A 24,604-nucleotide genomic window follows, 5' to 3' on the forward strand; every position below is an offset into this window, starting at 1 on the left:
ATACCACCGAAGAGCGGTGCAGCCACCCGGCTGCACCGCTCTTCGGCGTCCGAGGTCAGTCCTGGTCGGCGACGCGGACGGCAGTGCGGGCGTCGTAGTCCCGCAGCGAGCGTCCCCACCAGCCGGCCACCAGGGTCAGCAGCACGCAGAGCACGCCGCCGCCGACGACGGCCGCCTCCGTCGACGTCGCGGACGCGGCCAGGCCGTGCACGAAGTCGGCCACCCGCGGGCCACCGGCCACCACGACGGTGAACACGCCCTGCAGCCGCCCGCGCATGGCGTCGGTGGCGGCCACCTGCAGCAGCGACGAGCGGTACACCGAGGACACCAGATCGGCCCAGCCGCCGACCGCCAGGTAGACCACGGCCAACCACAGCAGCGACGTGGTGCCGAAGAGTGCCATCGCCACCCCCCAGGTGACGATGGCGACCAGGATGGCCACCCCCTGGCGGTGCACCCGGTGGACCCAGCCGCTGGTCAGCCCGCCGAGCAGGGCGCCCAGCGCCAGCGCAGCGTTGAGCACGCCCAACGCGGTGCCGCCACCCGGCGGCCCGCCGAAGGTCTCCTCCGCCATCTGCGGGAACAGCGCCCTGGGCATGCCGAAGACCATGGCGATGATGTCCACGACGAAGGTCATCAGCAGCAGCGGCCGGGCGCGCAGGTAGGTCAGGCCGTCGAGGACCCTGGCCCGCCCCCGGCCGGCACCGGCCGGCGGGATCGGGGGCAATCGGACCACCGCGTACAGCACGCCGACCAGCGTCACCGCGTCGAGGAAGTACAGCCACGACAGACCGATGACCGGGATCAGCACGCCGACCAGCAACGGGCCCGCGATGACGCCCACCGAGAACACCGTCATGGACAGCGCGTTGGCCGACGGCACCAGCTCCGGCGGCAAAATCCGGGGCAGCACCGCGCTGCGGGTCGGCTGGTTGACCGCGAAACAGCCCTGCTGCGCGGCCAGCAGCACCATCACCACCCACACCGACCCGGGGCCCGCCAGGGCCGCCACCCACAACCCCAGGCTGGTCACCGCGATACCGGTCGAGGTGATCATCAACAGCCGGCGGCGGTCGTAGCTGTCCGCCACCGCGCCGCCCAGCAGGCCGAACACCACCAGCGGGACCAGCGCCACCAGCGAGGCCACACCCACCCAGCCGGAACTGCCCGTCAGGTCGAAGATCTGCTGCTGCACCGCCACGCTGGTCAGCTGCGAACCGACCACCGTGCCGATCTGCGAGAGGAACATCCGGCGAAACGCCGGCACGCGCAACGGCCGCACGTCCGGCAGGACGGAGCGCACCCGGCCCCGCGGCCGGTCGGGCACCGCCGTCCCCACCGCGCCGGGGGGCGCGGCCGCGTCCGTGGGAGCACCGTCGGCGGCGGGCCCGGCGACGGGTTCGGTCGGTCCGCCGGCGACCCCGGCAGGGGCGAGTTCGGTGGGGACGAGCGGCGCACCGGAGCCGGGCTGCACCCCGTCCGCCCGGTCGCCGCCGGCCCTCGAGGGTCCCGTCACGGGGCGAGCCGCTCGACCTGCCACCCGTCCGGCGTCCGCCGGTACCGGATGCGGTCGTGCAACCGGGAACTGCGGCCCTGCCAGAACTCGACGGTCTGCGGCACCAGCCGCCACCCGCCCCAGTGCGGCGGCACCGGGATCGAGTCCTGCGTCACCGCCGGGTCGCCGTCGGGGGCCGACGCGCCGAGCGGTCCGCCGGAGACGTCGAACCGGTCGTGGGCCCGGCGCAGCAGCGCCTCGAGCTCGGCGCGTCCCGACACCACGGCCGACTGCGGGCTCGCCCAGGCGCCGAGCTGGGACCCGCGGGGCCGGGTGACCCAGTACGCCTCCGTCGTGGCGGGATCCACCCGGTGCACCGGCCCGCGCAGGTGGATCTGCCGCTGTAGCGCGTACCACGGGAAGGTGACCGCCGCGTACGGGTTCTCGGTCAGGTCGTGGCTCTTGGCGGAGGTGTAGTTGGTGTAGAAGACGACGCCGTCGCGGTCGACCGCCTTGGCCAGCACCGTCCGGCCGGACGGCATGCCGTCGGCGGACGCGGTCGACAGCACCATCGCGTTCGGCTCGAGCAGCTCGGCCCGGACGGCGTCGCCCATCCAGCGGTCGAACTGCGTCCACCAGTCGGCAGCGACGGCGGTCTCGTCCAGCTCGGCCAGGGTGTAGTTCTGCCGCATGGCGGCCAGGTCGGGGCGGCCGCCGCGGTCGGCCTCCGCCGGCCCGCCCGCCGGCGCCCCCACCGGTTCGGTGCCGTCCGGCGTCCGGGGTGAGCCGGGTCCCGATTGGTCCTCGCCGCTCACCGTGTCCCACCGTCCCCGTGCCGTGCGCGTACCCCGTCGACCGCCCGTCGCACGGTACGCCTCCGCCCGCGGTGACCAAGAACACCGGAGCACCCGCTGGCCCCTGTCGGGCGACCGGGGCACAGTCGGGGGACGCGGGCCGGTGAACGGCCGTTCGCGGATCGGTCCTCGACGGGGAGGGATTGTGACCCAACCGGCACAGCAGGCAGCAGGGGCGGCCGCACCGCGCGGGTTCGTCCCCGGACTGGAGGGCGTGGTCGCCTTCCACACCGCGATCGCCGAACCGGACAAGGACGGTGGGTCGCTGCGGTACCGCGGCGTCGACATCGAGGACCTGGTCGGGCGGGTCGGTTTCGACGACGTCTGGGCGCTGCTGGTGGACGACGCCTTCGGCGCCGCCCTCCCGGTCGAGCTCGAACCCTCGCCGGTCCGCTCGGGGGACGTCCGGGTCGACGTGCAGGCGGGGATCCCGCTGCTGGCGGCCACCGCGGGCTTCCGTCCGCTGCTGGACATCACCGACGACCAGGCGCGCGAGCAGCTGGCACGCACGACGTCCGCCGTGCTGTCCTACGCCGCCCGCTCGGCACGGGGCGACCTGCCCGAGGTGCCGGCGTCCCTGGTCGAGTCCCGCCCGTCGTCGGTGGAACGCTTCCTGACCGCCTGGCTCGGTGAGCCGTCCCCCGAGCAGGTGCGGGCCATCGAGGCCTACTGGGTCAGCGCCGCCGAGCACGGGATGAACGCCAGCACGTTCACCGCCCGGGTGGTCGCCTCCACCGGTGCCGACGTCCCCGCGTGCTTCGCCGGCGCCATCGGGTCGATGTCCGGGCCCCTGCACGGCGGCGCCCCGGCGCGGGTGCTGCCGATGATCACGCAGGTCGAGGCCACCGGCGACCCCGTGGGCCTGGTCAAGGGCATCCTCGACCGGCGGGAGAAGCTGATGGGCTTCGGCCACCGGGTGTACCGCGCCGAGGACCCGCGGGCCCGCACGCTGCGCCGGGTCTGCGCCGAGCTGGGCGCGCCGCGGTACGAGGCCGCGGCGGCGCTCGAGCAGGCGGCGCTCACCGAGCTGCGCACCCGCCGGCCGGACCACCCGATCGAGACGAACGTCGAGTTCTGGGCGGCGGTGATCCTGGACTTCGCCGGCGTCCCGGCGGCGATGATGCCGGCCATGTTCACCTGCGCGAGGACCGCCGGGTGGAGCGCCCACGTGCTCGAGCAGAAGCGACTCGGCCGGATCGTCCGCCCGTCCGCGGTCTACGACGGGCCCGGGCCCCGGCGCCCCGAGGACGTCGACGGCTACGCCGGCCTGGTCGCCGGCGTCTGAGCCCGGCACCGGACATCGGCTGGTCGCCGCTGTCTGAGCCGGTGCCGGACACCGGCAGGGCTGCCGACCCCGGAGCCGCGGGTGCGGGCCGGAGCCGGACGGACGCCCGCGGGTGACAGGATGGCCCGGCGCCGGACCGACCCGCGGACACCGTCCGCACGGACCCAGGAGGACCACCGATGGCCGACCTGACCAGCATCGTCCTGCCCGAGGACCTCAAGCCCCGCGACGGGCGGTTCGGCTGCGGGCCCTCGAAGGTACGGCCGGAGGCGCTCGCCGCGCTGGCCGGCGACGGCGCGTCGGTGATGGGCACCTCGCACCGCCAGGCTCCGGTCAAGACGCTGGTCCGGCGCGTCCGGGAGGGACTGACGCAGCTGTTCGGGCTGCCCGAGGGCTGGCAGGTCGTCCTCGGCAACGGCGGGTCGACGGCGTTCTGGGACGCCGCCGCGCTCGGCCTGGTGCGCCGTCGCTCGCAGCACCTTTCCTTCGGCGAGTTCTCCGCGAAGTTCGCGACCGTCACCAAGGGCGCGCCGTTCCTCGAGGACCCGTCCGTGCTGCGTGCCGATGCCGGCGACGCGCCCGACCCGGTGGCGGACCCGGACGTCGACGTCTACGCCTGGGCGCACAACGAGACGTCGACCGGCGTGGCCGTGCCGGTGCTGCGGCCGGCCGGCGCCACCGAGGACCAGCTGGTGCTGGTGGACGCCACGTCCGGCGCCGGCGGGCTGCCGGTGGACGTGACGCAGGCCGACGTCTACTACTTCGCCCCGCAGAAGGTGTTCGCCTCCGACGGCGGCCTGTGGATCGCCCTGGTCTCACCGGCCGCCCAGCAGCGGATCGCCGAGATCGCCGCCACGGACCGGTGGATCCCGGAGTTCCTGTCCGTCGCGACGGCGCTGGACAACTCGACCAAGGACCAGACGCTGAACACCCCTGCGGTGGCGACCCTGTTCCTGCTGGCCGACCAGATCGACTGGATCAACGGACAGGGCGGCCTCGACTGGGCGGTGCGGCGCACCGCCGACTCCTCGGGGCGCCTGTACGAGTGGGCCGGCGGCGCCGAGTACGCCACGCCGTTCGTGGCCCGGCCGGAGCTGCGCTCGCAGGTCGTCGGGACGGTGGACTTCGTCCCCGAGGTGACCGCCGCGGACGTCGCCAAGGTGCTGCGGGCGAACGGCATCGTGGACACCGAGCCGTACCGCAAGCTGGGCCGCAACCAGTTGCGTGTCGGCATGTTCCCCGCGGTGGAGCCGGCCGACGTGTCCGCCCTGGTGGCCTGCATCGACCACGTCGTCGGGCGGCTCTGACGGTTCGGCACCGCCCGGCCGGGCCGTGCCGATGATCAACGTCAGTCACACCGGTCACATCCGTCACAACCGGAAAGTCGTTGCGCCGCAAGCCCGCGGCTGCCTCGGCGCGCCGTCCGGGGACGGTGCCGCCGCCGCGTTAGCGTGGCGCGACATCCAGTTGCAGAGGGGACGGGCCGTGCGCGCACTGCGGATCGTGGGACTGACCGACGGCGGAGCGACGGTCGTCTGCGAGGACACCGCCGACGGGGAGCGGTTCACGCTGCCCTGCAACGACCGGCTGCGCGCCGCGGCCCGTGGCGACGCCGGCCGGTTCGGACAGCAGGAGTCGGACGGCGAGCCGCAGTTGCGCCCGCGCGAGGTACAGGCCCGCATCCGCGCCGGCGCCACCCTGGAGGAGGTCGCGGCGCTGGCGAAGACGTCGGTGCGGCGGATCGAGAGCTTCGCGCACCCGGTGCTGCTGGAGCGGGCCACCATGGCCGACCGCGGCCGCGGGGCGCACCCCAGCACGGACGGCGTGACGGCCAAGCAGACGGTCGAGCAGCTGGTCGGCGCCACGCTCGCCGCCCGCGGCCAGGACGAGGGCGTCGAGTGGGACGCCTACCGGGACGGCGACAGCTGGGTCCTGGTGCTCACCTGGCACGCGGGCCGCAGCCAGAACCGCGCCCGCTGGACGTTCCACCCCGGGCCGGCCGGCGGCACGCTGACCGCCCGGGACGAGACCGCCGCCGAGATCGTGGACCCGTCGGTCCGCGCCCCGCGGCCGGTGCGCGAGCCGACCCGTCCGGCCGCACCGGCGCCGGGCGCCGCGGTCGCCGGCTCGCTGCTCGACCCGACGGAGCCCACCGTGTCGGCGCCGCCCGCCGCACCGGCGGGTGCCGCGACGGGATCGGCCGCGGGACCGGCGGCGAGGGAGGCCGAGCGGCTGGTCGAGGACACCGTGACCGACGAGCGTGCCGGCGTTCTGCCCGCCCGCGCCGAGCAGGTGGTCCGCACCGGCACCGACTCCGCGCGAGGCGTCGGCCGCCGCGCCACCCGCCCGCCGATGCCGTCCTGGGAGGACGTCCTGCTGGGCACCCGCCAGGGACGCTGACCGCTCGGCCGTGCTCGGGGTCCCCGTCGAGGGCGGCGCGCTGGCGGTCCACGAGCTGGGCGCCGGCCCGGCCACCGTGCTCGCCCTGCACGGGATCACGTCCAACGGCCTGGCGTTCGCCTCTCTGGCCGACTCGCTGCACGGCACCGCCCGGGTGCTCGCACCGGACCTGCGTGGCCGGGGCTGCTCCGCGGCGGTCGCCGGACCGGCCGGCCTGGCGGCGCATGCGGCCGACATCGTCGCCGTGGCGTCGGTGGCCGCCGGGTCCGGCGGGGCGCCGGTGGTACTCGTCGGGCACTCCATGGGCGCCTTCGTCGCCGCCGCAGCGGCGGCCCGCCACCCCGAGCTGTTCCGGGCCGTGGTGTTGCTCGACGGTGGGGTTGCCCTGCCCGCGCCACCGGGCACGGACATCGAGGCGCAGCTCGGGGCGGCGATCGGCCCGGCCCTCGACCGGCTGTCCATGACGTTCCCGACGCCGGAGGACTGCCTGGCGTTCTGGGCCGGCCACCCGGCCGTCGGCCCGCTGCTGCACGGCCCGACCGCGGCGGCGGTCCGGGCCCACCTGCTGCACGATCTGGTCCCCGCCGGGGACGGCGCCGTCCGGTCCAGCTGCGTCCGGGACGCGGTGCTCGCCGACGGCCGGGACGTGCTGACCTGGTCGCCGAGCCGGTCGTGGGCCGACTCGGGGCAGGGCGTCGCGCCACCGGTCACCGTGCTGCTCGCCGAGCGAGGCATGCTCGACCAGCCCGAACCGTTCGTCCCGGACAGCACTGTCGGTGCCGACGGTGCCGACGGTGCCGACGGTGCCGACGGTGCCGACGGTGCCGACGGTGCCGACGGTGCCGACGGTGCCGACGGTGCCGACGGTGCCGACGGTGCCGACGGCCGGACACGGCGGGTGACCCGGGTGGCCGCCACCAACCACTACAGCCTGATCCTCGGGCCGGCGGGCGTCGCAGCCACCGACGCCGCGGTGCGGTCTGCCCTGAAGGGCTGACGTTCGCCCCTCTTTGGTGTGCTCGCGGCCCGCCGCCAGGCGGTTCCCGGCACAATGGGGGCCGGGCCGAGAGGGTGACGGAGGACGTGATGATGGCGCTGTCCGTCGCCGACGCTGTCCTCGACCTGCTCGACGCCTCGCCGATGGCTGTGGTGGTCCACGACGAGGGCGGGCGGGTCCGGCACGCCAACGCCGCCTTCGCCCGGCTGCTCGGCTACAGCCTTTCCGAGGTGCTCGACCTCGACATGTCGGATCTCGTCCTGGCGTCCGCGGACGGCTCCCACCCCGCCGATGTCGCGGACCCCGCCGACCCGGCCGACCCGTTCGACGAGCCCGGCACCGCGGTGCCGCAGCCGGATCCGGTGCCCGCCGCCGTGCTGGCCGGAGCCCGGCACCCGGCCGTCCGCGAGCACCGGGCGGAGGTCCCCGCGCCCCGCAGCAGCTCCGTCCCGTCGCCGAGCGGCTCGATCGCCGACCGGCGGATGGTGCACCGCAGCGGCCGCACCCTGCGGTGCCGCACCACCACGTCCACCGTCGACCGCGACGGGCGCCGGCTGGTGCTGATGTGCGTCGAGGACGTCGCGGCGCACGAGCGGGTGGTCGAGCGGCTGCGCCACGCCGCCACCCACGACACCCTGACCGGGCTGACCAACCGGGCCGGTATGAGCCGGCACCTGCAGGACGTCGCGCGCTCCGGGCGGGTGGTCGACGTCGCCATGGTCGACCTGGACGGATTGAAGCTGGTCAACGACACCCTCGGTCACCTCGCCGGGGACCGGCTGCTGGTGGCGGTCGCCGGCTTCCTGACCGCCGGACTGCCCGCGGGCTGCGAGGTCTCCCGGTGGGCGGGTGACGAGTTCGTGGTCACGGGTCCGGTCCGGTCCGGGCACGGGCCGGACCCCGCACCCGACGCCGCGGGCATCGGCGGCCCCGACACCGGCACGGGACACTTCGACCTGGCAGCGGCGCTGCGCCGCTGCCTGCGCGCGGAGGTCGAGGTGGCGCCCGAGGTCACGGTGGCGGTGCGCGCCTCGGTCGGCGTCTCGCGCTGCGGCGGCGGCCGCTCCCCCGCCGAGGCGCTGGCCGCCGCGGACGAGGCCATGTACGCCATGAAGCACGCCAGGGCGCGCCGCGGCTCCGCGGTGCCGGAGCCGCGGCGTCCCTGACCGGTCGAGGAGTTCAGGCCGCGGCCAGCAGTTCCAGCGTGTCGACGACGCGGTGCGAGAAGCCCCATTCGTTGTCGTACCAGGCGACCACCTTGACGTGCCGGCCGTCCACCCGGGTCAGCGCCGAGTCGAAGATCGAGGACGCCGGGTTGCCGGTGATGTCCGAGGACACCAACGCCTCCTCGGAGTACTCCAGCATCCCGGCCAGCGGTCCGGCCGCCGCCGCGCGGTAGGCGGCCAGGACGTCGTCCCGATCGACCTCCCGCTCGACCGTGGCGTTCAGCTCCACCAGCGACCCGACCGGGACGGGTACCCGGATGGAGTCGCCGGAGAGCCGGCCGTCCAGCTCCGGCAGGACCAGGCCGATGGCCTTGGCGGCCCCGGTCGTGGTCGGCACGATGTTGACGGCGGCGGCCCGTGCCCGGCGGGCGTCGCGGTGCGGGCCGTCCTGCAGGTTCTGCTCCTGGGTGTAGGCGTGCACCGTGGTCATGAAGCCGTGCTCGATGCCGGCCAGGCCGTGCAGCACCGCGGCCAGCGGGGCCAGCGCGTTGGTGGTGCACGAGGCGTTCGAGACGACGGTGTGCCGGGCCGGGTCGTAGGCGCCGGTGTTGACGCCGAACGCCAGCGTGACGTCGGCCCCCTCGGACGGCGCACCTACCAGGACCTTCCCCGCGCCGGCCGCCAGGTGCGCGCGGGCGGCGGTGGCGGAGGTCCAGCGGCCGGTCGACTCCAGGACGACGTCGACGTCCAGCGGTCCCCACGGCAACCGGGCCGGGTCGGGCTCGGCCAGCACCTGCACTCGCCGGCCGTCCACGACGAGGGCGTCCCCGTCCACGGACACCGGGCGGCCCAGCCGGCCGGCCGTGGTGTCGTAGGCCAGCAGCCGGCGCAGGGTCGCCGGTGCGGCGAGGTCGTTGACGGCGACGATCTCCAGGTCGCTGTCGCGCTCCAGCAGCGCGCGCAGCACGTTCCGGCCGATGCGGCCGAAGCCGTTGATGGCAATGCGGGTCACAGTGGCTCCTCTCGGTCGCCACCCAGGCTGGCCGGCCGGGTGGCGGCCCGACAGCGGCGCGGACGCCACCGTCCGCAAGGATCGCGCCAACCGTCTGCCACCCGGCCGGGCGTCATTCGCCGCGGGTGAAGGTGCGCCGGTACTCGCTCGGCGTCGTCCCGAGGATCCGCTGGAAGTGCAGCCGCAGGTTGGCCCCGGTGCCCAGGTGCACGTCGGCCGCGATCTGCTCGACGCTGCGCTGCGACCGTTCCAGCAGCTCGCGGGCCACGTCGATGCGGGCGCGGAGCACCCACTGCATCGGGGTGTGGCCGGTGTCCTCGACGAACCGCCGGGAGAAGGTGCGCGGCGACACGGCCGCGTGCCGGGCCAGCCGGTCGAGCGTCAGCGGCTCGCCGAGCCGGTGCAGCGCCCACTCCCGCGTCGCGGCGAACCGCTCGCCGAGCGGTTCCGGCACGCTGCGCGGCACGTACTGGGCCTGGCCGCCGCTGCGGTACGGCGCGGCGACCAGCCGGCGCGCCGCGTGGTTGGCGGCGGCGACGCCGAGGTCGCCGCGCAGCACGTGCAGGCACAGGTCGATCCCGGACGCCGCGCCCGCGGAGGTCAGCACGCTGCCCTCGTCGACGAACAGCACGTTGGCGTCGACCCGCACCCCCGGGTGCCGGGCCGCCAGTGCCCGGGTGTAGTGCCAGTGGGTGGTGGCCCGCCGCCCGTCGAGCAGACCGGTGGCGGCCAGCGCGAACGCGCCGGTGGAGATCGCCGCGAGCCGGGCGCCGCGGCCGTGCGCGGCGCGCAGCGCCCGGACCACGGTCGCGGGCGGATCCTCCCGGTCCGGGTGGCGGTAGCCGGGGATGAACACGATCTCCGCCCACTCCAACGCGTCCAGGCCGTCGGCCACGTGGTAGGACAGCCCGTCGCCGCCGGTGACCAGCCCCGGCGCCGGGCCGCACACCCGGACTTCGTACGGCATGCTCGGCCGGGTCGTGAAGACCTGCGCCGGGATCCCGACGTCCAGCGGCTTCGCGCCCTCCAGCACCAGGACGGCGACGCGGTGCAGGCGGGTGGGCGGCACGGGGACACGGTAGGGCCCGCCGCCGGGCGGCGATCGCACACCGGCGGGGCGGCACCGCGGACCGCTCCCGACGGGCCGGCCGGCGGGGCCGCGGGCGGAAACTCGGTGGGAGGCCGTCGGTGGCCCCACGTAGCCTCGAACGGTCATGCCGATCACCGATGCAGCCCTGTCCCACCCCGGCACCCCGACCACCGCCGACGCCGACGCCCGTCCCGACCGGGACACCGCGGAGCACGCGGCCGGCCTGACGGCGCTGGGCATCCCCGACCCGGACTCCGGCCCGCGCGGCGCGCGGTCGTCGGTCGCGTCGCTGCGGCGGCTGTACCCGTACGCCCGCCCGGCACTGCCGGCGCTGCTCTGGTCGACGGTGACGGCGATCGTCGCGACGGTGTGCAGCCTGGCCTTCCCGCTGGCCATCCAGTGGATCATCGACGGCCCGATCACCGACCGCGACCTGTCCGGGCTGGTCTGGCCGGCCGTCGTGCTGGTGCTGCTCGGCGCCGGCGAGGCCGGGCTGTTCTGGGTGCGGCGGCTGCTGGCGGCGCGGCCCAGCATGCAGGTCGAGGCCAGGATGCGGGAGGCGCTCTACGCGCACCTGCAGCGCCTGCCGGTGGCCTTCCACGACCACTGGCCGGCCGGGCAGCTGCTGTCCCGGGCGGTGTCCGACCTGTCGACGATCCGCCGCTTCCTCGGGTTCGCGCTGGTCTTTCTGGTCGTCAACGTCGCGACCTTCGTGGTGGGCGTGATCATCCTGCTGTCGCTGTCCTGGCGCCTCGGACTCGTCGTCGCGGCGCTGGCGGTGCCGTTGATCGTGCTGTGCCTGCGGTACGAGACCCGCTACCAGGTGCTCGCCCGCCGCTCGCAGGACCAGGTGGGCGACCTGGCCACCACCGTCGAGGAGTCGGTGCTGGGCATCCGGATCCTCAAGGCGTTCGGCCGCAGCCGGGACCTGGGCCGCAGCTTCCTCGCGCAGGCGCGGGGGCTGCGGGACACCGAGCTGACTAAGGCCAGGGTGATCTCGGTGCTCTGGGCCACGATCATCGCGCTGCCGGAGATCGCACTGGGCGTGGTGCTGCTGCTGGGCATCCAGGAGGTCGCCGACGGCACGCTGACGGCGGGGACGCTGGTCGCGTTCTTCGGCACGGCGATGAGCCTGCGCTGGCCGATCGACTCCCTCGGCTGGCTGCTGGCCGTCACCAACGACGCCGCCGCGGCGGCCGACCGGTACTTCGAGGTCATGGACGTGCCGGTGACCGTCACGTCGCCGGAGCGGCCGGTGCGCCCGGCGCGCCGCGAGGGCCACCTGGAGTTCCGCGACGTGCGCTTCGGCTTCCCGGACGCGCAGGACCGGCCGGGCCGGCCGGCCGAGGTGCTGCGCGGGGTGGACCTGGAGCTGCATCCCGGCGAGAGTGTCGCGGTCGTCGGCGCCACCGGGTCCGGCAAGACCGCGCTCACCGCGCTGGTCAACCGGCTGTACGACGTCACCGGCGGTGCCGTGGTCCTCGACGGCGTCGACGTCCGCGACCTGGACCTGGCGGACCTGCGGTCCCGGGTCGCCGTGGCCTTCGAGGAGCCGACGCTGTTCTCCGCCTCGGTCCGGGAGAACGTGCTGCTCGGGCACCCCGACGCCGACGACGACGAGGTCCGGCGGGCGCTGCGCGTGGCCCACGCCGACTTCGTCGAGGACCTGCCGTGGGGACTGGACACCCGGATTGGCGAGCAGGGGCTGTCGCTCTCCGGCGGTCAGCGGCAGCGGTTGGCGCTGGCCCGCGCGGTGGTGGGCCGGCCGTCGGTGCTGGTGATGGACGACCCGCTGTCCGCGCTGGACATCCACACCGAGGCGCAGGTCGAGAAGGCACTGCGGTCGGTGCTGCACGGCACGACGGCGCTGATCGTCGCGCACCGGGCGTCGACCGTGCTGCTGGCCGACCGGGTCGCGCTGCTCGCGGACGGCCGGGTGGCCGCCGTCGGCACGCACTCCGAGCTGCTCGCCACGGTGCCCGGTTACGGCGACCTGCTGGCCACCGACGCCCGCGGCGGCGCAGACCGCACCGACGCCCGCGGCGGCGCAGATGGCACTGACGGTGCCCGTGCAGGTGCAGGTGCAGGGGTGGACGGGGGCCGGGCGTGACGACGCTGAGCGGCGCGGATCCCGGCGCCTCGGCGCCGGTCGACACCGCCCCGGAGGACACCTGGCGGGGGGTGGCCACCGAGGAGCTGTCCGAGTCGGAGCTCTCCGGTCTGGGCAGCGAGGTCGGCGCGCGGATGCGGGCCCGCAGCCGGCGGCTGCTGCGGTCGTTGCTCCGCCCGCAGCGGCGCCGGGTGGTGCTGGCGGCGGTCCTGGTCGTGGTGTCGGAGCTGGCCTTCCTGGCCGGCCCGCTGATCGTCGCCTACGCCATCGACACGGCCGTGCCGGCGCTGGCCCGCGGCGACGGCCGGCCGCTGGTGCTGTCGACCATCGGGTACCTGGCCGCCGGGGTGTTGAACGCGGTCACCAAGGCCGGCTTCGTCCGCGTCTCGGCGCGGGCGGCCCAGGCGGTCCTGCTGGACCTGCGCGGCCGGGTGTTCGACCACAGCCAGGCGCTGAGCCTGTCCTTCCACGAGCGCTACACCTCGGGCCGGGTCATCTCCCGGATGACCAGTGACCTGGACACCCTCAACGAGCTGACCTCGGAGGGCCTGGACGGGCTCATCTCCGGGGTGCTGACGGTGCTGGGCATCTCGGTGACCCTGCTGGTGCTGGACCTGCCGCTCGGGTTGATCGCGCTGGCGTCGTTCCTGCCGATCGCGCTGCTCACCCGGTGGTTCCAGCGTCGGTCCCGGTCCATCTACCGGCGCACCCGGACCGCCATCGCCGCGCTGATCGTGCAGTTCACCGAGACCATGAACGGCCTGCGGGCGGTGCTCTCGTTCCGCCGCGAGCAGCGCAACCTGGAGATCTTCCGCCGCTCCAACGCCGAGAACTGCGAGGCCAACGGTGACGGGCTGGTGGTGCTCGCGCACTATGCGCCCAGCGTCCGGATGGTCGGCAACCTGAGCCTGGCCGCGGTGATGGTGGTCGGGGCGGTGCAGGTCGTCCACGGCAGCGTCGAGATCGGCGTGCTCGCCGCGTTCCTGCTGTACGTGCGGCGGATGTACGACCCGCTGGACGAGCTGGCGATGTTCTACAACGCCTACCAGTCGGCCGGGGCGGCGCTGGAGAAGCTGTCCGGGCTGCTCGAGGAGGTGCCGTCGGTTCCCGAGCCGACCGACCCGGTGCCCGCGCCGGAACTGCGCGGGCGGGTGACCTTCGAGGCGGTGGAATTCGGCTACCACCCGTCGGTGCCGGTGTTGCCACGGTTGGACCTGGAGATCCAGGCGGGCCAGACGGTCGCCGTCGTCGGCGCCACCGGTGCCGGCAAGTCGACGCTGGCCAAGCTGGTGGCCCGGTTCTACGACCCGACGGCCGGGCGGGTGCTGCTGGACGGCATCGCCGTGGACAGGCTGGCCGGCGCCGACCTGCGGCGGGCCGTCGTCATGGTGACGCAGGAGTCGTTCCTGTTCTCCGGCTCGGTGGCGGACAACATCGCGCTCGGCCGGCCGTCGGCGACCAGGGCGGAGATCGAGCACGCCGCGGACGCCATCGGCGCCGGCCCGTTCATCCGGCAGCTGCCGGACGGCTTCGACACCGACGTCCGCAAGCGCGGCGGCCGGCTGTCCGCCGGGCAGCGGCAGCTCGTCGCGTTCGCCAGGGCGTTCCTGGCGGACCCGGCGGTGCTGATCCTCGACGAGGCGACCGCGTCGCTGGACATCCCGTCCGAGCGGGCGGTGCAGCAGGCGCTGCGCACGGTGCTGCGCGGGCGCACGGCGGTGATCATCGCCCACCGGCTGTCGACGGTGTCGATCGCGGACCGGGTGCTGGTGATGGACCACGGCCGGGTCACCGAGGACGGCTCGCCCGCCGAGCTCGTCCGGGGCACCGGCGCCTACGCCCGGCTGCACGACGCCTGGCGGGACTCCTTGGTCTGACGGCGGCCACTGGGCTCGCGGCAGCGATCAGAGCTGGCTGAACAGCGCCGCCACCCAACCCAGGACGATGCCGAGCACCACCCCGGCGGCCACCCACCGCAGCACGGGCAACCCGCGGGACAGCCACACCGCGGGAGCCAGACCGGCCGCGACGACGAGGTTGACCGCCAGGTCGACCCACGGCGTCCCGGCCAGGCCGGTCGAGAGCACCACGAGGGCGCAGGCCACCAGCAACGCCGCGAAGAACGCCAGGGTCAGGCCGTGCGCCCACGGCACCGGCTCGCGGCCGGCCCGCCACTCCTCGACCCAGGCCCAATCCTCCGGGGAGCGGCCGCGGACGTCGATCCCGTGGGTGCCGTGCTCGGTCCCGCTGCCGTCGACGTCCCACGGCCCGTCGTCCGGGTCCCGGTCGCCGAGGGACACCGTCGCCCACGGGTCGGCGGTTCCCGCAGCCGCCGCGGCGGCCGTGTCGCCAGCCGCCGTGACGGCGGCCGTGTCGCCGCCCGCCGCGGCCGGGGCGCCGGCACCCGGTCGGGGACCGGCCGGCGCGCCGGGACGGGCGGCGGGGTGACTCATGGGGTCAGTGTGCATCAGCGCCGTCGGGACCGTCCGGTCCCGCCCCGGCGGCCGCGCGGGGCGCCCACAGGGCCGCGAACGCGACCGCTCCGGCCGTCGCGACGTTGAGCGAGTCGACGCCCGGCGTCATCGGGATCCGGACCTGCAGGTCGGCGGCGGCCAGCGCCGCGGCCGTCAGGCCCGGGCCCTCGGCGCCGAGGACGACGGCGACCCGGTCCGGTCGCCGCTGGTCCAGCACGGACAGCGGCCGGGCGGACGCCGCCGGGGTGAGCGCGGCGACCGTCCACCCGGTCCCCCGCAGCAGCTCGAGCAGGTCGGCGACCGGGCCGTCCCACGGGGCGAACGGCACCCGGAGCACCCACCCCATCGAGACCCGGACGCTGCGCCGGTAGAGCGGGTCCGAGCAGCCGGGCCCCAGTACCACCGCGTCGGCCCCGAGGGCCGCGGCGTTCCGGAACAGGGCGCCCAGGTTCTCGTGGTCGCCGACGCCCTCGAGCACCGCCAGCGACCGCGCGCCCGCGGCCAGCTCCGCGACCGCCGGGAACGGGACCCGGTCGGCAGCGGCCAGCACCCCGCGGTTGAGGTGGAAGCCGACCACGCGGGCCATCAGATCGGCATCGACCTCCCACACCGGCACGTCCCGGCCGGCCAGGACGTCGGCCAGCTCGTCCAGCCGGCGGCCGACCCCCAGCACGGCGCGCACGGGGTAGGCCGAGTCGAGCAGCCGCCGCACCACGACGGTGCCCTCGGCGATCACCAGCCCGCGCCCGCCGGGGCGGTCCGGACGCCGGTCCGCCCGGCTCAGGTCGCGGAAGTCGTCGAGCCGGGGGTCGCCCGGGTCGGCCACCACGGCGCGCCGGGGCGGCGCGACGCCGGTCAGCGCGCCGCCAACTGGTCCATCAGCACGGCCGCGCGGCCGAGGATCTCGCGATCCTCGGCGCTCAGGGTGAGCAGCTGCTGCGCCAGCCAGGCCTCCCGGGCGCGCACGTTCTCCTCCATCTTCGCAGCGCCCTCCGGGGTGATCTCGACCATCACCTGGCGGCCGTCCGCGGGGTTCTCCTTGCGCTGCACCAAGCCAAGGGCCTGCAGCCCGTCCACGACGCGGGTGATCGACGGCGGGCGGACCTGCTCGCGGGCGGCGAGGTCGCCGGCGGTCATCGGACCCTCGCGCCAGACGATGGCCAGCGCGGACAGCTGGGTGAGGGTGATCTCCTGCTCGGGATGCTGTTGCCGCAGGCGGCGCGTCAGCCGGTGGATCGACAGGCGGAGTTCGTTCGCCAGTGGCGCGATGTCGGGCATCCGCCCAGGTTAGCGGGGTGACCGCGAGCAACAACCGGGCCGGCGGGCCGTCCCCGCGCGCCGTTAGGCTGCCGTGGTGTCCAGCGCGCCGCCACCTGCCGCCACCGGTCCCGGGACGGACGGGGCGCTGCCGCCGCTGCCGCCGGCCCGGTCGAACCTGGGGCACATCGTGGTTCCGGGCACGGCGGTCTGGTTCGTCGGGTTCGTGGTGCTGCTCTTCTTCGTCGAGCCGCTGCGCCGCCACCACGCGATGCTCTGGCTGTGGACGTTCCTGGCCGGCTGGGTGCTCGGCCTGATCGGCCTGTCGATCTACGCCTGGCAGCGCTGGGCCGCCCGGCGTGGCCGGCGGTCGGCCAACCAGATGGCGCTGGACGAGGAGTTCTAGGCCGGACGGGCCGCCGACGGGCCGAGGTCCGTCGGCCCGATCCGGACGGGTCCCCCGGCCGAGCCCGGTCCGGCAGGTCAGCCGGCGACGGCCCGCTCGGCCAGTGCCGTCCCATCGCCGGTCGCGGCCGCGACGGCGACGTCCCGGTCCGGCCAGCGGCCGGCCAGCCAGGCCACGGCGCGGCCGATCCCGGCCGGTGACCCGTCGACCAGGGCGTCGCCGCCGGCGACCCACCACCGCACCGGGACGGCCCGGCCGTCCGGCTCCGGCCAGCGGTCGAGCGCGTCGTCGCCGGCAGGCTCGACGGCCAGCGCCGGGTGCACGTGCAGCCGGGCGGCGAGCGCGGGGGGCACGCCGAGTGCGGCCGCGGCCGCAGCAGCGGCGCCGGCTGGGTCCGCGGCACCGGCCGCAGCTCCGCCGCCGGCGGGGTCCGCGGCACCGGCCGCTGCGATGGCGGCCGGGTCTGCCGGTTGCGGTCCGTCGCCGGGGGTGTCCCCGACGGTTGGCCCGGCGCCCGCGGTCCGGACCGTGACCGGCACGGCCAGCGACGCCGGCTCGAGGTCCAGTGCCGCGGCGACGGCGTCGGGGTCCGCCCCGCTCGGCACCAGCACACCGGCCGGCAGCAGCCCGGCCAACCAGGGCGCGTCGAGCACCAGGCAGTCGTCGACGTCGACGGCCTCTCCGGTCACCGTCCGCGCCCGGTCCGGGAGCTCCAGATCGGCGTCGGCGGCGAGCAGCCGGGCCACCTCCGCGGTCAGCGCCGGGACCACGGCAGCGGGCACCCGGCGGTCCGGGTCGGCGTACCGGCGCAGGAGTTCCTCCGGGTCCCGGGCGGCGTCGGCAGGCCCGGTGAGCACGCCCGCGGCCGCGGCGACCCGCGGATCGATCTCCAGCGGCAGCACGTCGTAGAGCCCGGCCAGCTCCGCAGCCGCCGCCGTGCGCCAGTGCCGCAGCGGTGCGCCGGCCACCACCGCGTGCCGGGCCAGGTACCACCCGGTGTAGCTGGGCGCCGGTGGGTGCAGCAGGGCCTCCCGCGCCGCCCGGTCCCCGGCCAGCAGCTCCAGCAGGGCCGGCCAGGCGTCGTCCGCGACCAGGTCCAGGTCGGCCACCACCGGCACGTCCGCCGGCACCGGACCCACTCCGGCCACCTCGGACCACCACCGGTCCAGGTCCGGCACGGTGTCGTCCGGCTCGGTCACGGTCCGCACCCGCACCCCGTCCCGGACGCCGACCGCCGCCAGCACCTCCGGGGGTTCGGCCAGCCACTGCGGGTCCAGCGGCGGTGGCCGGTCGTCCGGCTCCAGCAGCGCGGCCCACCGGGAACCGGGCAGGCACAACTCGTCCGCGGGCCACGGCTCGCCGTCCGCGGTGAGCACGACGGACGCCAGCGCGCCCAGGCTGGCCGGGGCCCCGGCGCGGGCCAGGTCGAGGGCAAGCCGGCCGAGGAGCTCGACCTCGTCGGGATCGGGGTCCGCGTCCTCGAGCTCGTCCCGGAAGGTCCGGTACGCGGCGACGAGCGCCGGGGACGCGGCCAGCCCGGCGGCGTCGACCGGCGCGGCGCCCAGCCGCTGCAGCAACGGGTGCGCCGCGGCCGGGTCCACCACGGGCAACGACGGCGCGACGCGGTGGGCACGCTGCAGCAGCTCCGCCGGGAGGTCCCCGGGCAGCAGGCAGCCGCGGGCGCCGAAGCGGCGGCCACCGCCGAGCAGCGGGACCGGGAGGTCGCCCAGGTCCTCGGCGTCCGCGTCGCCGAGGGCGGCGTACAGCTGCGCCCAGAAGGCGGCCGGCCGGTCCAGCGCCGCCAGCGCCGACGTCGCCTCGGCCAGCGGCACGGTGCGGACCCCCACCGCACGCAGCGCCGACAGATCACCGCGGGCCGGCGGCGCCAGCAGTCCGGGGACGGCGGCGACCAGCAGGCCGCTCGCGTCCGCACCGCCCCGCGGCGACCGGTCCAGGCCGTCCAGTACCACGGCGTCCACCGGCGCGACCGGCGTGCCGGCGGCGGTGAGCAGGAACGGGGTGCGCCGCAGCCGGTCCAGCACCGCCGACCGCAGCCCGGCATCGACCGGGCCGCGCGGGAAGCCGGACGCCGGCACCAGCCCCGGCCGGCGGGCGGCCGGTTCGGCCAGGACCAGGTCGACGTAGGCGTCGGCGGCCCGCTCGACCAGCACGTCCAGCACCGCGCCCGGCGCCAGGTGACGGCGGGACTCGTCCACCGGGAACGACCCGTACAGCCGGGCCGGGAAGGTCAACGGTTCGTCGGTGGGCGTCGGGGCGCCGATCGTCCCGGTGCTCGCCCCCGGGGACCCGGGCGGCAGCGGCGGCACCGGCAGCACCCAGGTGATGCGCCAGCCGGTGCGGCCGCGCTCCTCGGTGGGCCGCCCGGACAGCAGGCCCGGGTCCAGCTCGCCCACCGCGGTGACCGTGCGGAACTGGCGCCGGCGGGACGGCGCGCCGGCCGGCCTGCCCGCGGCTCCGTCCGGGATCCCGTCCACGATGTCGACCTGGGCCGCCCCCGCCGCGGGCCAGCGACCGGCGGCAGGGCCGTCGGCGGGCTCGTCGGCGGGGCCCAGCGCCCACCGGTGTCCGGCCGCGTCCGGCCGCACGACGACGACCTCGGTGAGACCCGGCAACGCCCAGAACAGGCCCTCGTCGACGGCGGCGAGCTCGGCCTCGACGGCCGCCACGGCGTCCGGGCGCAGGACCAGCCGGACCTCCGTGGTGTACCCGGCCGGCACCGGGTCGCCGGGCGCAGCGGCCGACGGGAACGGCAGGCGCAGCACCGGCACCCGGCCGTCCCGCGCCCGGACCTCCCGGTCCAGGTCGGGGTGCCGGCCGTGCAAGGCGGCGCGGGCGGCGTCCTCGTCGAACCGCACGCCGCCGCCGGCGGACAGCACCTCGACCGACCCGGAGACGCCGACGACGGCGGTGAAACCGACACCGAACCGGCCCACCGACGCCACGCTGTCCCGCTTGGCGGACGCCCGCAGCGACGCCAGCGCCGCCACACCGTCCGCGGTCAGGGCCGCGCCGGTGTTCGCGACCCGCAGCTGCACGCCGGCGGGGCCGCGCCGCAGCTCGATGCGGACGCGAGCCGGGACACCGGCCTCGGCGGCGGCGTCGACGGCGTTGGCGACCAGTTCCACCAGCACGCGGTCGGCGTAGCCCCCGAGGTAGAGCGCCTCCTCGGCGTTGGCGTCCTCGCGGAAGCGGCGCGGGGACGCCTGCCAGGCGTCGAGGACGACGCGCCGCAGCTCCGCGAGGCCGAACCGGTCCGCCGGCCCGGTCACCGATCCGCGTCGGCCGGCGGGGCGGCGGGATCCGCGTCGGCCGGTGAGGCGCCCGGACCCGCCGGATCCGCGCCGGCGTTCGGATCCGCGTCGGCGCTCTGTGCCGCGGTAGGACCCACCGTGGCTTCGTCGGGTGCGTGGTCGGGTGCGCCGGCGTCCGCGGCCGGGTCCGTCGGCGGCAGGGTCGTCGGCAAGGTCGTCGGCAGGGTCGTCGGCAGCGTCACGTCCGCCGGCGCAGGATCGGCACCGGACACCAGGCTCTCCACGAGGACCTCGTCCTCGCGGGTCGGCACCGCGGCCAGCGTCTCCTGCACGGAGGGCACCGCGGCGTCGACGTCGACCCGGTCCTCGGCAGCCGACGCCGACTCGCCCGGCAGCGCCGGCTCCGCGTCCGCCGGCTGCGCGTCCGCCAGCTCCGTGCCGCCCGACTCCGCCGGAGCCGCATCCGTGGCAGCTGACCCGGCGGGCGCCGGATCGACGGGATCCGTATCGCCGGGATCCGGCTCGGCGACCGGGTCGGTCGCTTCCGCGTCGACCACCGCGGCAGGAGCCTCCCACTCCCCGACCGGCGGCGCGGCCACCGCACGGTCCCCGGCCGGCGGCGCGGCCTCCGCCTGCGCGACCAGGGTCGCGGTGTCCGCGGCGACCTCGAGCCCGGCGGCATCGCCGGTGCTGTCCCCGGCCGCGTCCGCCGTCTCGTCCTGGTGCGCCGCGTCCGGCGCCGGCCGGTGGTGCACCTCGAGGCGCAGCTCGTCCAGCACCGAGTCGGCGACGGTGGGGTGGGCGGGCAGCTCGACGACGACCTCGGAATGCGCCCCGCAGCCGTACCCGGAGTCGACGACGCGGCCGTCCGCCGGCGAGTACTCGTTGCCGCAGGCGCCCAGCAGCACACCCAGCGACCCGGCGAGCGGCAGGTAGAACGCGCAGCTGCGGCAGTGGGCCGGCGCCTGCAGCGCGATCTCGTCGCGGGGGCCGAACGGGCCGTCGTGCCACCGCTGCGCGGCCTCGGTCCGGCCCTCCCGGCTGAGCACCCGCACCCGGCCGATGCCCAGCTCGTGCGCGACGTCCTCGACCGCGGGATCGTCGGACTCCAGGTAGGCCGGGGCCAGCCGCGGGTCGTCGGGTGCCGTCGGGAGCAGGTCCCCGGCGCCGACGTCGCCGGCGCGGATCCGGTCGTGCCACGGGATCCAGGCCGGCGGCAGCAGCGCACCGGCACCCGGCAGCAGCACCACCTCGCTGACGGTGGGCGGCTCCCCGGCGGTCACCGCGAGCACGACGGACCAGGTCCAGCCGGCGTAGCCCGGTTCCGCCGCGGCGAACCGCACCTCCGCCGCGACCCCGTCGACGCCGACCGTCTCCAGGTGCTCCCCGACCCGGTCGGCATGGCCGGACTCCCCGACCGCGGCCGCCCGCGCCAGGTCCAGCGCCGCCGCGTCCAGCTCCGGCACCGCCGAGGCGGCCGGCTCCTCCGCGGCGACGTCGACGGCCGGGCCGCCGGACAGGGTGGACGTCGCGGCCTCCGGGGCGTCGCTGACGGACGGTGCCACGGGCTCGCTCACCCGGCCATGATGCCGCATGCGGCGTGCCCGTCACGACGGGTCGTGACGCTGCGCGGCCTGCCGGAGTCGCCGGGAGCCCGACACCCGGGCGCGCCGCGGACACGCCCACCGACGGGGGCCGGGTGGGGCAGGATGACCGTCGTGAGCGGGGTCGGTCGCAACCCGGGCGCCGCCGGTCCCCACCGGCCGGACGACCCGCGCGGCGGTGTGCCCGACGACGGCCCCGGCGACGTGCCCGCCGGCCCGGACCGGGTCCCGGACGACCATCGCGGCAGGCGGGGCAACGACGGCACCGGCTCCGACCGCCCGATGTCCGGTGGGTACGGCGCAGCTCCTCGCGGCGGGTACGGCGCGGCCCTCCGCGGATATGGCGCGGAGCCCCGCGGATATGGCGCAGAACCCCGCGGACACGGCACGGAGCCCGGCCGGTACGGCGCGGCCTCCGGGGACGGGTACGGCGCGGCACCGCACGACTCCGGTCCCGCCGCCTCCGGCGGCAGATCTGCCCCCGCCTCCGGCGCCGTACGTCCCCCAGCCTCCGGCGCTGTACCTCCCCCCGCCTCCGGCGCTGTACCTCCTCCCGCCTCCGGCGCTGTACCTCCTCCCGCCTCCGGCGGACCGGCCGGATCCGCCGCACCGGGCTGGGCCGCCGCGGATCCCGACGGTGACCGGGCCACCACCGCACTGCGTCGGCCGGCGGTGCCGCCACCGCCGCCCTGGGCGCTGCCGTACACGGCCGCCGGCCGGTCGGGCTCGATAGCGACCGGCGGGCCGGCGACCTCCAGCGGCCCCGCCGGGAGCCGTGTCGACGCGCGGTCGGACTGGACGGCCGGCGCGGACGCCGCCACCACGGCGCTGCCGCGGGAGCGCCGCGACGACCCCGCCGACCGCACGACCCCGCGCCGCCGGCCGCAGCCGCGAGGCGCGCACCTGCCGCCGTACCGGGCACCGCTGGACGGGGACGACGCCGGGCCGACCGGCGGCCGCGGCACGCCGCGCAGCGGGCCGGGCCGGCGGCCCGGCGCCAAGGGGCCGCGAAAGCTGACGGTGACCCGCGTCGCCGCCTACCGCAGCCGGGAGTTGACCCAGCGCGGCGTCGAGCTGTTCCACCGCGCCGCCACCGCGGACGGCGCCGACAAGTCCGGGCTCACCGCGCTGACCTACGCCGTCATGGGCAACTACGCGGTCGACGCGGCCCTGACCGTCGCGCTGGCCAACACCATCTTCTTCGCCGACACCGGCTCGACCGGCAAGGTGCTGACCTACCTCCTGATCACCGTCGCGCCGTTCGCCGTGGTGGCGCCGCTGATCGGGCCGCTGCTGGACCGCATGCAGAGCGGCCGGCGGCTGGCGCTCGCGGTGTCCAGCTTCGGCCGGGCGCTGCTGGCGGTGCTGATGGCCTTCAACTTCACGCCGTTCAACCCGTGGGTGATCTACCCGGCGGCGCTGGGCAACCTGGTGCTGTCCAAGGCGTTCAGCGTGCTGAAGGCCGCGCTCACCCCCCGGGTGCTGCCCGAGCAGATCACCCTGGTGAAGACCAACTCGCGGCTCACCGTCTTCGGGCTGGTCGCCGGCGGCGCCGCCGGGCTGGTCGCCGCGGGCATCCTCAAGCTCACCGGGTCCCCGGGCGCGCTGGTGTTCTGCGCGCTGTGCGCGGTGGCGGGCGGCGTGCTGTGCCTGCGCATCCCGTCGTGGGTGGAATCGACGGAGGGCGAGGTGCCGCTGCGCGGCGTCATCGCCCCGCGCAGCAGCGGCCGCGGGTTCCCGCGGATCGTCCGCGCCACCCTGTGGGCCAACTGCATGGTGCGCGTCGAGACCGGCTTCCTGGCGCTGTTCATCGCGTTCGTGGTGAAGAACCAGTACCCGACGGACCACCAGCAGAACAGCGCCTTCTTCCAGCTGCTGCTGCTCGGCGTCGTCGGCGGCGCGGCCGGTGTCGGCGGCTTCGTCGGCAACGCCCTCGGCGCTCGGCTCAACCTGTCCGCGCCCGAGGTGCTCGCCCTGATCTGCCTGTCCGGGACCGGGCTGGCCACCCTGGTCGCCGCCGTCGTGCCCGGGCTGGCCACCGCCGCCGTGGTCGGCTTCGTCGGGTCGACCGCGTCCTCGCTCGCCAAGGTCTGCCTGGACTCGGTGATCCAGCACGAGCTCCCGGAGGTCAGCCGGGCGTCGGCCTTCGGCCGCAGCGAGTCGATCCTGCAGCTGAGCTGGGTGTTCGGCGGCGTCGTCGGGCTGCTGGTGGGCGGCGTCTGGTTCGGCCACGTGTCCGCGGTGTACTCGATCGGCTTCGGCGTGGTCACCGTGCTGCTCGCCGTCGGCACGGCGCAGTGCCTACTGGTCCGGTCCGGGCGCAGCATGCTGCCGCGGCTGGCGCTGCCCCGTCCCCGGCTGCGCCGGCGGTCCCGCGGCGGCACCGGGACGGGCCGGACACCGGCCACCCGGCCGCTGCCCACCGGGACCGCGGCGCCCGCGACCGGCGAGCACGGCACCGCCTGGGGGGACGATCTCCCGTCGGGGCTCGGTGGGCCTGCGGACCCGTTCGGTGACCGGCCCGACCCCGGTCCGGCGGCCGGCCCGGCCACCCGCGGCGGCGACCGCCGGTCGCGCAACCGGCCGCGGAAGGCAGGATCGGGACGGTGAGGACCGCTCCCCCCGCCGCCACCGCCCGCCGGTGGCGGCGTCTCGCCGGGCCGCTGGCCGTCCTGACCGCCGGCGCCGTCCTGGCCGGCTGCACCGCACCGCGACCCGACGTCACGTTCTACGGCAACCGGGTCGCGGTCGACATCGGCCCGACGCTGTGGTGCGCGGTCGACACGTCCGCACTGACCGTGTCGTGCCCCGACCCGGACCCCGACGACATCGCCCGGCTGGACCTGCGGGCCGGCGACAGCGTCACGATCAGTGTCGACCCGCAGATCGGCAACACCCCGTGGACCGCCTACGTGCAGTTCCGGGCGCCGGACGGCACGGTCACCGAGGCCCGGTCCGAGCTGTTCTCCGACGGCCGGCTGGCGTACACGGTGACCCCGCCGACCCCCGCGGACCAGGTCGTCCGGGTCGAGGTGCAGAGCGGGTTCGTCCCGACCGGGACCGCCGGCAACACGGACGTGCAGTTCGCCGCCACCCGCACCTGGGTGCTGCTGGCCCGGGGGACCACCGCGACGGCGGGCAGCACCCCGGCGGGCAACGCCCCGGCGTCCCCCTGAGCCGGC

19 protein-coding genes are annotated in these 24,604 nt (G+C 76.5%); 10 read left to right on the top strand and 9 right to left on the bottom strand.

The window, feature by feature from the left end; translation table 11 throughout:
* Positions 1-55: 55 nt before the first annotated feature.
* Complete coding sequence (locus IEY37_RS02600) at positions 56-1,327, bottom strand: MFS transporter (protein WP_373298244.1); 1,272 nt, start codon at positions 1,325-1,327, stop codon at positions 56-58.
* Between the two features lie 185 nt (positions 1,328-1,512).
* Positions 1,513-2,187 carry a pyridoxamine 5'-phosphate oxidase gene (pdxH, locus tag IEY37_RS02605; RefSeq protein ID WP_188940174.1) on the bottom strand — a complete coding sequence of 225 codons (675 nt, stop codon included), beginning with the start codon at positions 2,185-2,187 and terminating at the stop codon, positions 1,513-1,515.
* Positions 2,188-2,494: 307 nt separating this feature from the next.
* Here pdxH and IEY37_RS02610 point away from each other — a divergent pair, with 307 nt between their 5' ends.
* The 5 genes from IEY37_RS02610 (at position 2,495) to IEY37_RS02630 (ending at position 8,197) form a co-directional block, all read left to right on the top strand.
* Positions 2,495-3,634 carry a citrate synthase 2 gene (locus IEY37_RS02610; RefSeq protein ID WP_229673631.1) on the top strand — a complete coding sequence of 380 codons (1,140 nt, stop codon included), beginning with the start codon at positions 2,495-2,497 and terminating at the stop codon, positions 3,632-3,634.
* 179 nt (positions 3,635-3,813) lie between these two features.
* A complete protein-coding gene (serC, locus tag IEY37_RS02615; RefSeq protein WP_188939901.1) occupies positions 3,814-4,941 on the top strand; it encodes a phosphoserine transaminase in 1,128 nt (375 codons plus the stop codon).
* 178 nt (positions 4,942-5,119) lie between these two features.
* Positions 5,120-6,034 carry a septation protein SepH gene (gene sepH / locus IEY37_RS02620; protein WP_188939902.1) on the top strand — a complete coding sequence of 305 codons (915 nt, stop codon included), beginning with the start codon at positions 5,120-5,122 and terminating at the stop codon, positions 6,032-6,034.
* Between the two features lie 10 nt (positions 6,035-6,044).
* Entirely contained in the window at positions 6,045-7,031 is a 987-nt protein-coding gene (locus IEY37_RS02625) for an alpha/beta hydrolase (RefSeq protein WP_229673634.1), read from the top strand.
* A gap of 89 nt (positions 7,032-7,120) precedes the next feature.
* Entirely contained in the window at positions 7,121-8,197 is a 1,077-nt protein-coding gene (locus IEY37_RS02630) for a sensor domain-containing diguanylate cyclase (RefSeq protein WP_188939903.1), read from the top strand.
* 13 nt (positions 8,198-8,210) lie between these two features.
* On the opposite strand, the gene gap is transcribed toward IEY37_RS02630, so the two are convergent.
* Both gap and IEY37_RS02640 read right to left on the bottom strand, forming a co-directional pair.
* Positions 8,211-9,209: a type I glyceraldehyde-3-phosphate dehydrogenase gene (gene gap, locus IEY37_RS02635; protein WP_188939904.1), complete on the bottom strand. Its 999-nt coding sequence runs from the start codon at positions 9,207-9,209 to the stop codon at positions 8,211-8,213.
* A gap of 112 nt (positions 9,210-9,321) precedes the next feature.
* Complete coding sequence (locus tag IEY37_RS02640; RefSeq protein ID WP_188939905.1) at positions 9,322-10,278, bottom strand: GlxA family transcriptional regulator; 957 nt, start codon at positions 10,276-10,278, stop codon at positions 9,322-9,324.
* A 145-nt stretch (positions 10,279-10,423) separates the two neighbouring features.
* On the opposite strand from IEY37_RS02640, the gene IEY37_RS02645 reads away from it, so the two are divergent.
* Positions 10,424-12,409, top strand: a complete 1,986-nt coding sequence (locus IEY37_RS02645; RefSeq protein ID WP_188939906.1) for an ABC transporter ATP-binding protein — start codon at positions 10,424-10,426, stop codon at positions 12,407-12,409.
* The gene (locus tag IEY37_RS02650) at positions 12,406-14,286 is read left to right on the top strand and encodes an ABC transporter ATP-binding protein (RefSeq protein WP_229673636.1); all 1,881 of its coding nucleotides are present in this window, start codon (positions 12,406-12,408) and stop codon (positions 14,284-14,286) included. The genes IEY37_RS02645 and IEY37_RS02650 overlap by 4 nt, the downstream gene beginning before the upstream one ends.
* Positions 14,287-14,313: 27 nt before the next feature.
* Here IEY37_RS02650 and IEY37_RS02655 read toward each other — a convergent pair whose 3' ends face one another.
* Genes IEY37_RS02655 through IEY37_RS02665 form a run of 3 tightly spaced genes read right to left on the bottom strand, consistent with a single transcriptional unit; the run spans position 14,314 to position 16,161 of the window.
* Positions 14,314-14,862: a DUF2537 domain-containing protein gene (locus IEY37_RS02655; protein ID WP_188939907.1), complete on the bottom strand. Its 549-nt coding sequence runs from the start codon at positions 14,860-14,862 to the stop codon at positions 14,314-14,316.
* A gap of 4 nt (positions 14,863-14,866) precedes the next feature.
* Positions 14,867-15,709, bottom strand: a complete 843-nt coding sequence (locus IEY37_RS02660) for a TrmH family RNA methyltransferase (RefSeq protein ID WP_188940177.1) — start codon at positions 15,707-15,709, stop codon at positions 14,867-14,869.
* 29 nt (positions 15,710-15,738) lie between these two features.
* Positions 15,739-16,161, bottom strand: a complete 423-nt coding sequence (locus IEY37_RS02665; protein WP_188939908.1) for a MarR family winged helix-turn-helix transcriptional regulator — start codon at positions 16,159-16,161, stop codon at positions 15,739-15,741.
* Positions 16,162-16,237: 76 nt separating this feature from the next.
* Here IEY37_RS02665 and IEY37_RS02670 point away from each other — a divergent pair, with 76 nt between their 5' ends.
* Positions 16,238-16,546, top strand: a complete 309-nt coding sequence (locus tag IEY37_RS02670) for a DUF2530 domain-containing protein (protein WP_229673640.1) — start codon at positions 16,238-16,240, stop codon at positions 16,544-16,546.
* Between the two features lie 77 nt (positions 16,547-16,623).
* Here the strand turns inward: IEY37_RS02670 and IEY37_RS02675 are convergent, their stop codons facing one another.
* Together IEY37_RS02675 and IEY37_RS02680 are read right to left on the bottom strand one after the other, a co-directional pair.
* The gene (locus IEY37_RS02675; RefSeq protein ID WP_188939909.1) at positions 16,624-19,836 is read right to left on the bottom strand and encodes a sacsin N-terminal ATP-binding-like domain-containing protein; all 3,213 of its coding nucleotides are present in this window, start codon (positions 19,834-19,836) and stop codon (positions 16,624-16,626) included.
* Positions 19,833-21,395 carry a DUF3027 domain-containing protein gene (locus IEY37_RS02680; protein WP_188939910.1) on the bottom strand — a complete coding sequence of 521 codons (1,563 nt, stop codon included), beginning with the start codon at positions 21,393-21,395 and terminating at the stop codon, positions 19,833-19,835. Before IEY37_RS02680 ends, IEY37_RS02675 begins: the two co-directional genes overlap by 4 nt.
* Before the next feature lie 699 nt (positions 21,396-22,094).
* Here IEY37_RS02680 and IEY37_RS02685 point away from each other — a divergent pair.
* Entirely contained in the window at positions 22,095-24,032 is a 1,938-nt protein-coding gene (locus IEY37_RS02685; protein WP_188939911.1) for an MFS transporter, read from the top strand.
* Positions 24,029-24,598 (top strand): DUF2771 family protein, encoded by a 570-nt coding sequence (locus IEY37_RS02690; protein WP_188939912.1) that lies wholly within the window; start codon positions 24,029-24,031, stop codon positions 24,596-24,598. The genes IEY37_RS02685 and IEY37_RS02690 overlap by 4 nt, the downstream gene beginning before the upstream one ends.
* Positions 24,599-24,604 lie beyond the last annotated feature (6 nt).

The sequence above is a fragment of the Nakamurella endophytica genome (assembly GCF_014646215.1).
Lineage (GTDB): Bacteria > Actinomycetota > Actinomycetes > Mycobacteriales > Nakamurellaceae > Nakamurella > Nakamurella endophytica.

What these genes read in the sequence shown, in the direction of transcription:
- pdxH (WP_188940174.1), bottom strand. Translation starts at nt 2,187, where the DNA reads ATGCGGCAGAACTACACCCTGGCCGAGCTGGACGAGACCGCCGTCGCT.
- serC (WP_188939901.1), top strand. Translation starts at nt 3,814, where the DNA reads ATGGCCGACCTGACCAGCATCGTCCTGCCCGAGGACCTCAAGCCCCGC.
- IEY37_RS02630 (WP_188939903.1), top strand. Translation starts at nt 7,121, where the DNA reads ATGATGGCGCTGTCCGTCGCCGACGCTGTCCTCGACCTGCTCGACGCC.
- IEY37_RS02645 (WP_188939906.1), top strand. Translation starts at nt 10,424, where the DNA reads ATGCCGATCACCGATGCAGCCCTGTCCCACCCCGGCACCCCGACCACC.
- IEY37_RS02655 (WP_188939907.1), bottom strand. Translation starts at nt 14,862, where the DNA reads ATGAGTCACCCCGCCGCCCGTCCCGGCGCGCCGGCCGGTCCCCGACCG.
- IEY37_RS02665 (WP_188939908.1), bottom strand. Translation starts at nt 16,161, where the DNA reads ATGCCCGACATCGCGCCACTGGCGAACGAACTCCGCCTGTCGATCCAC.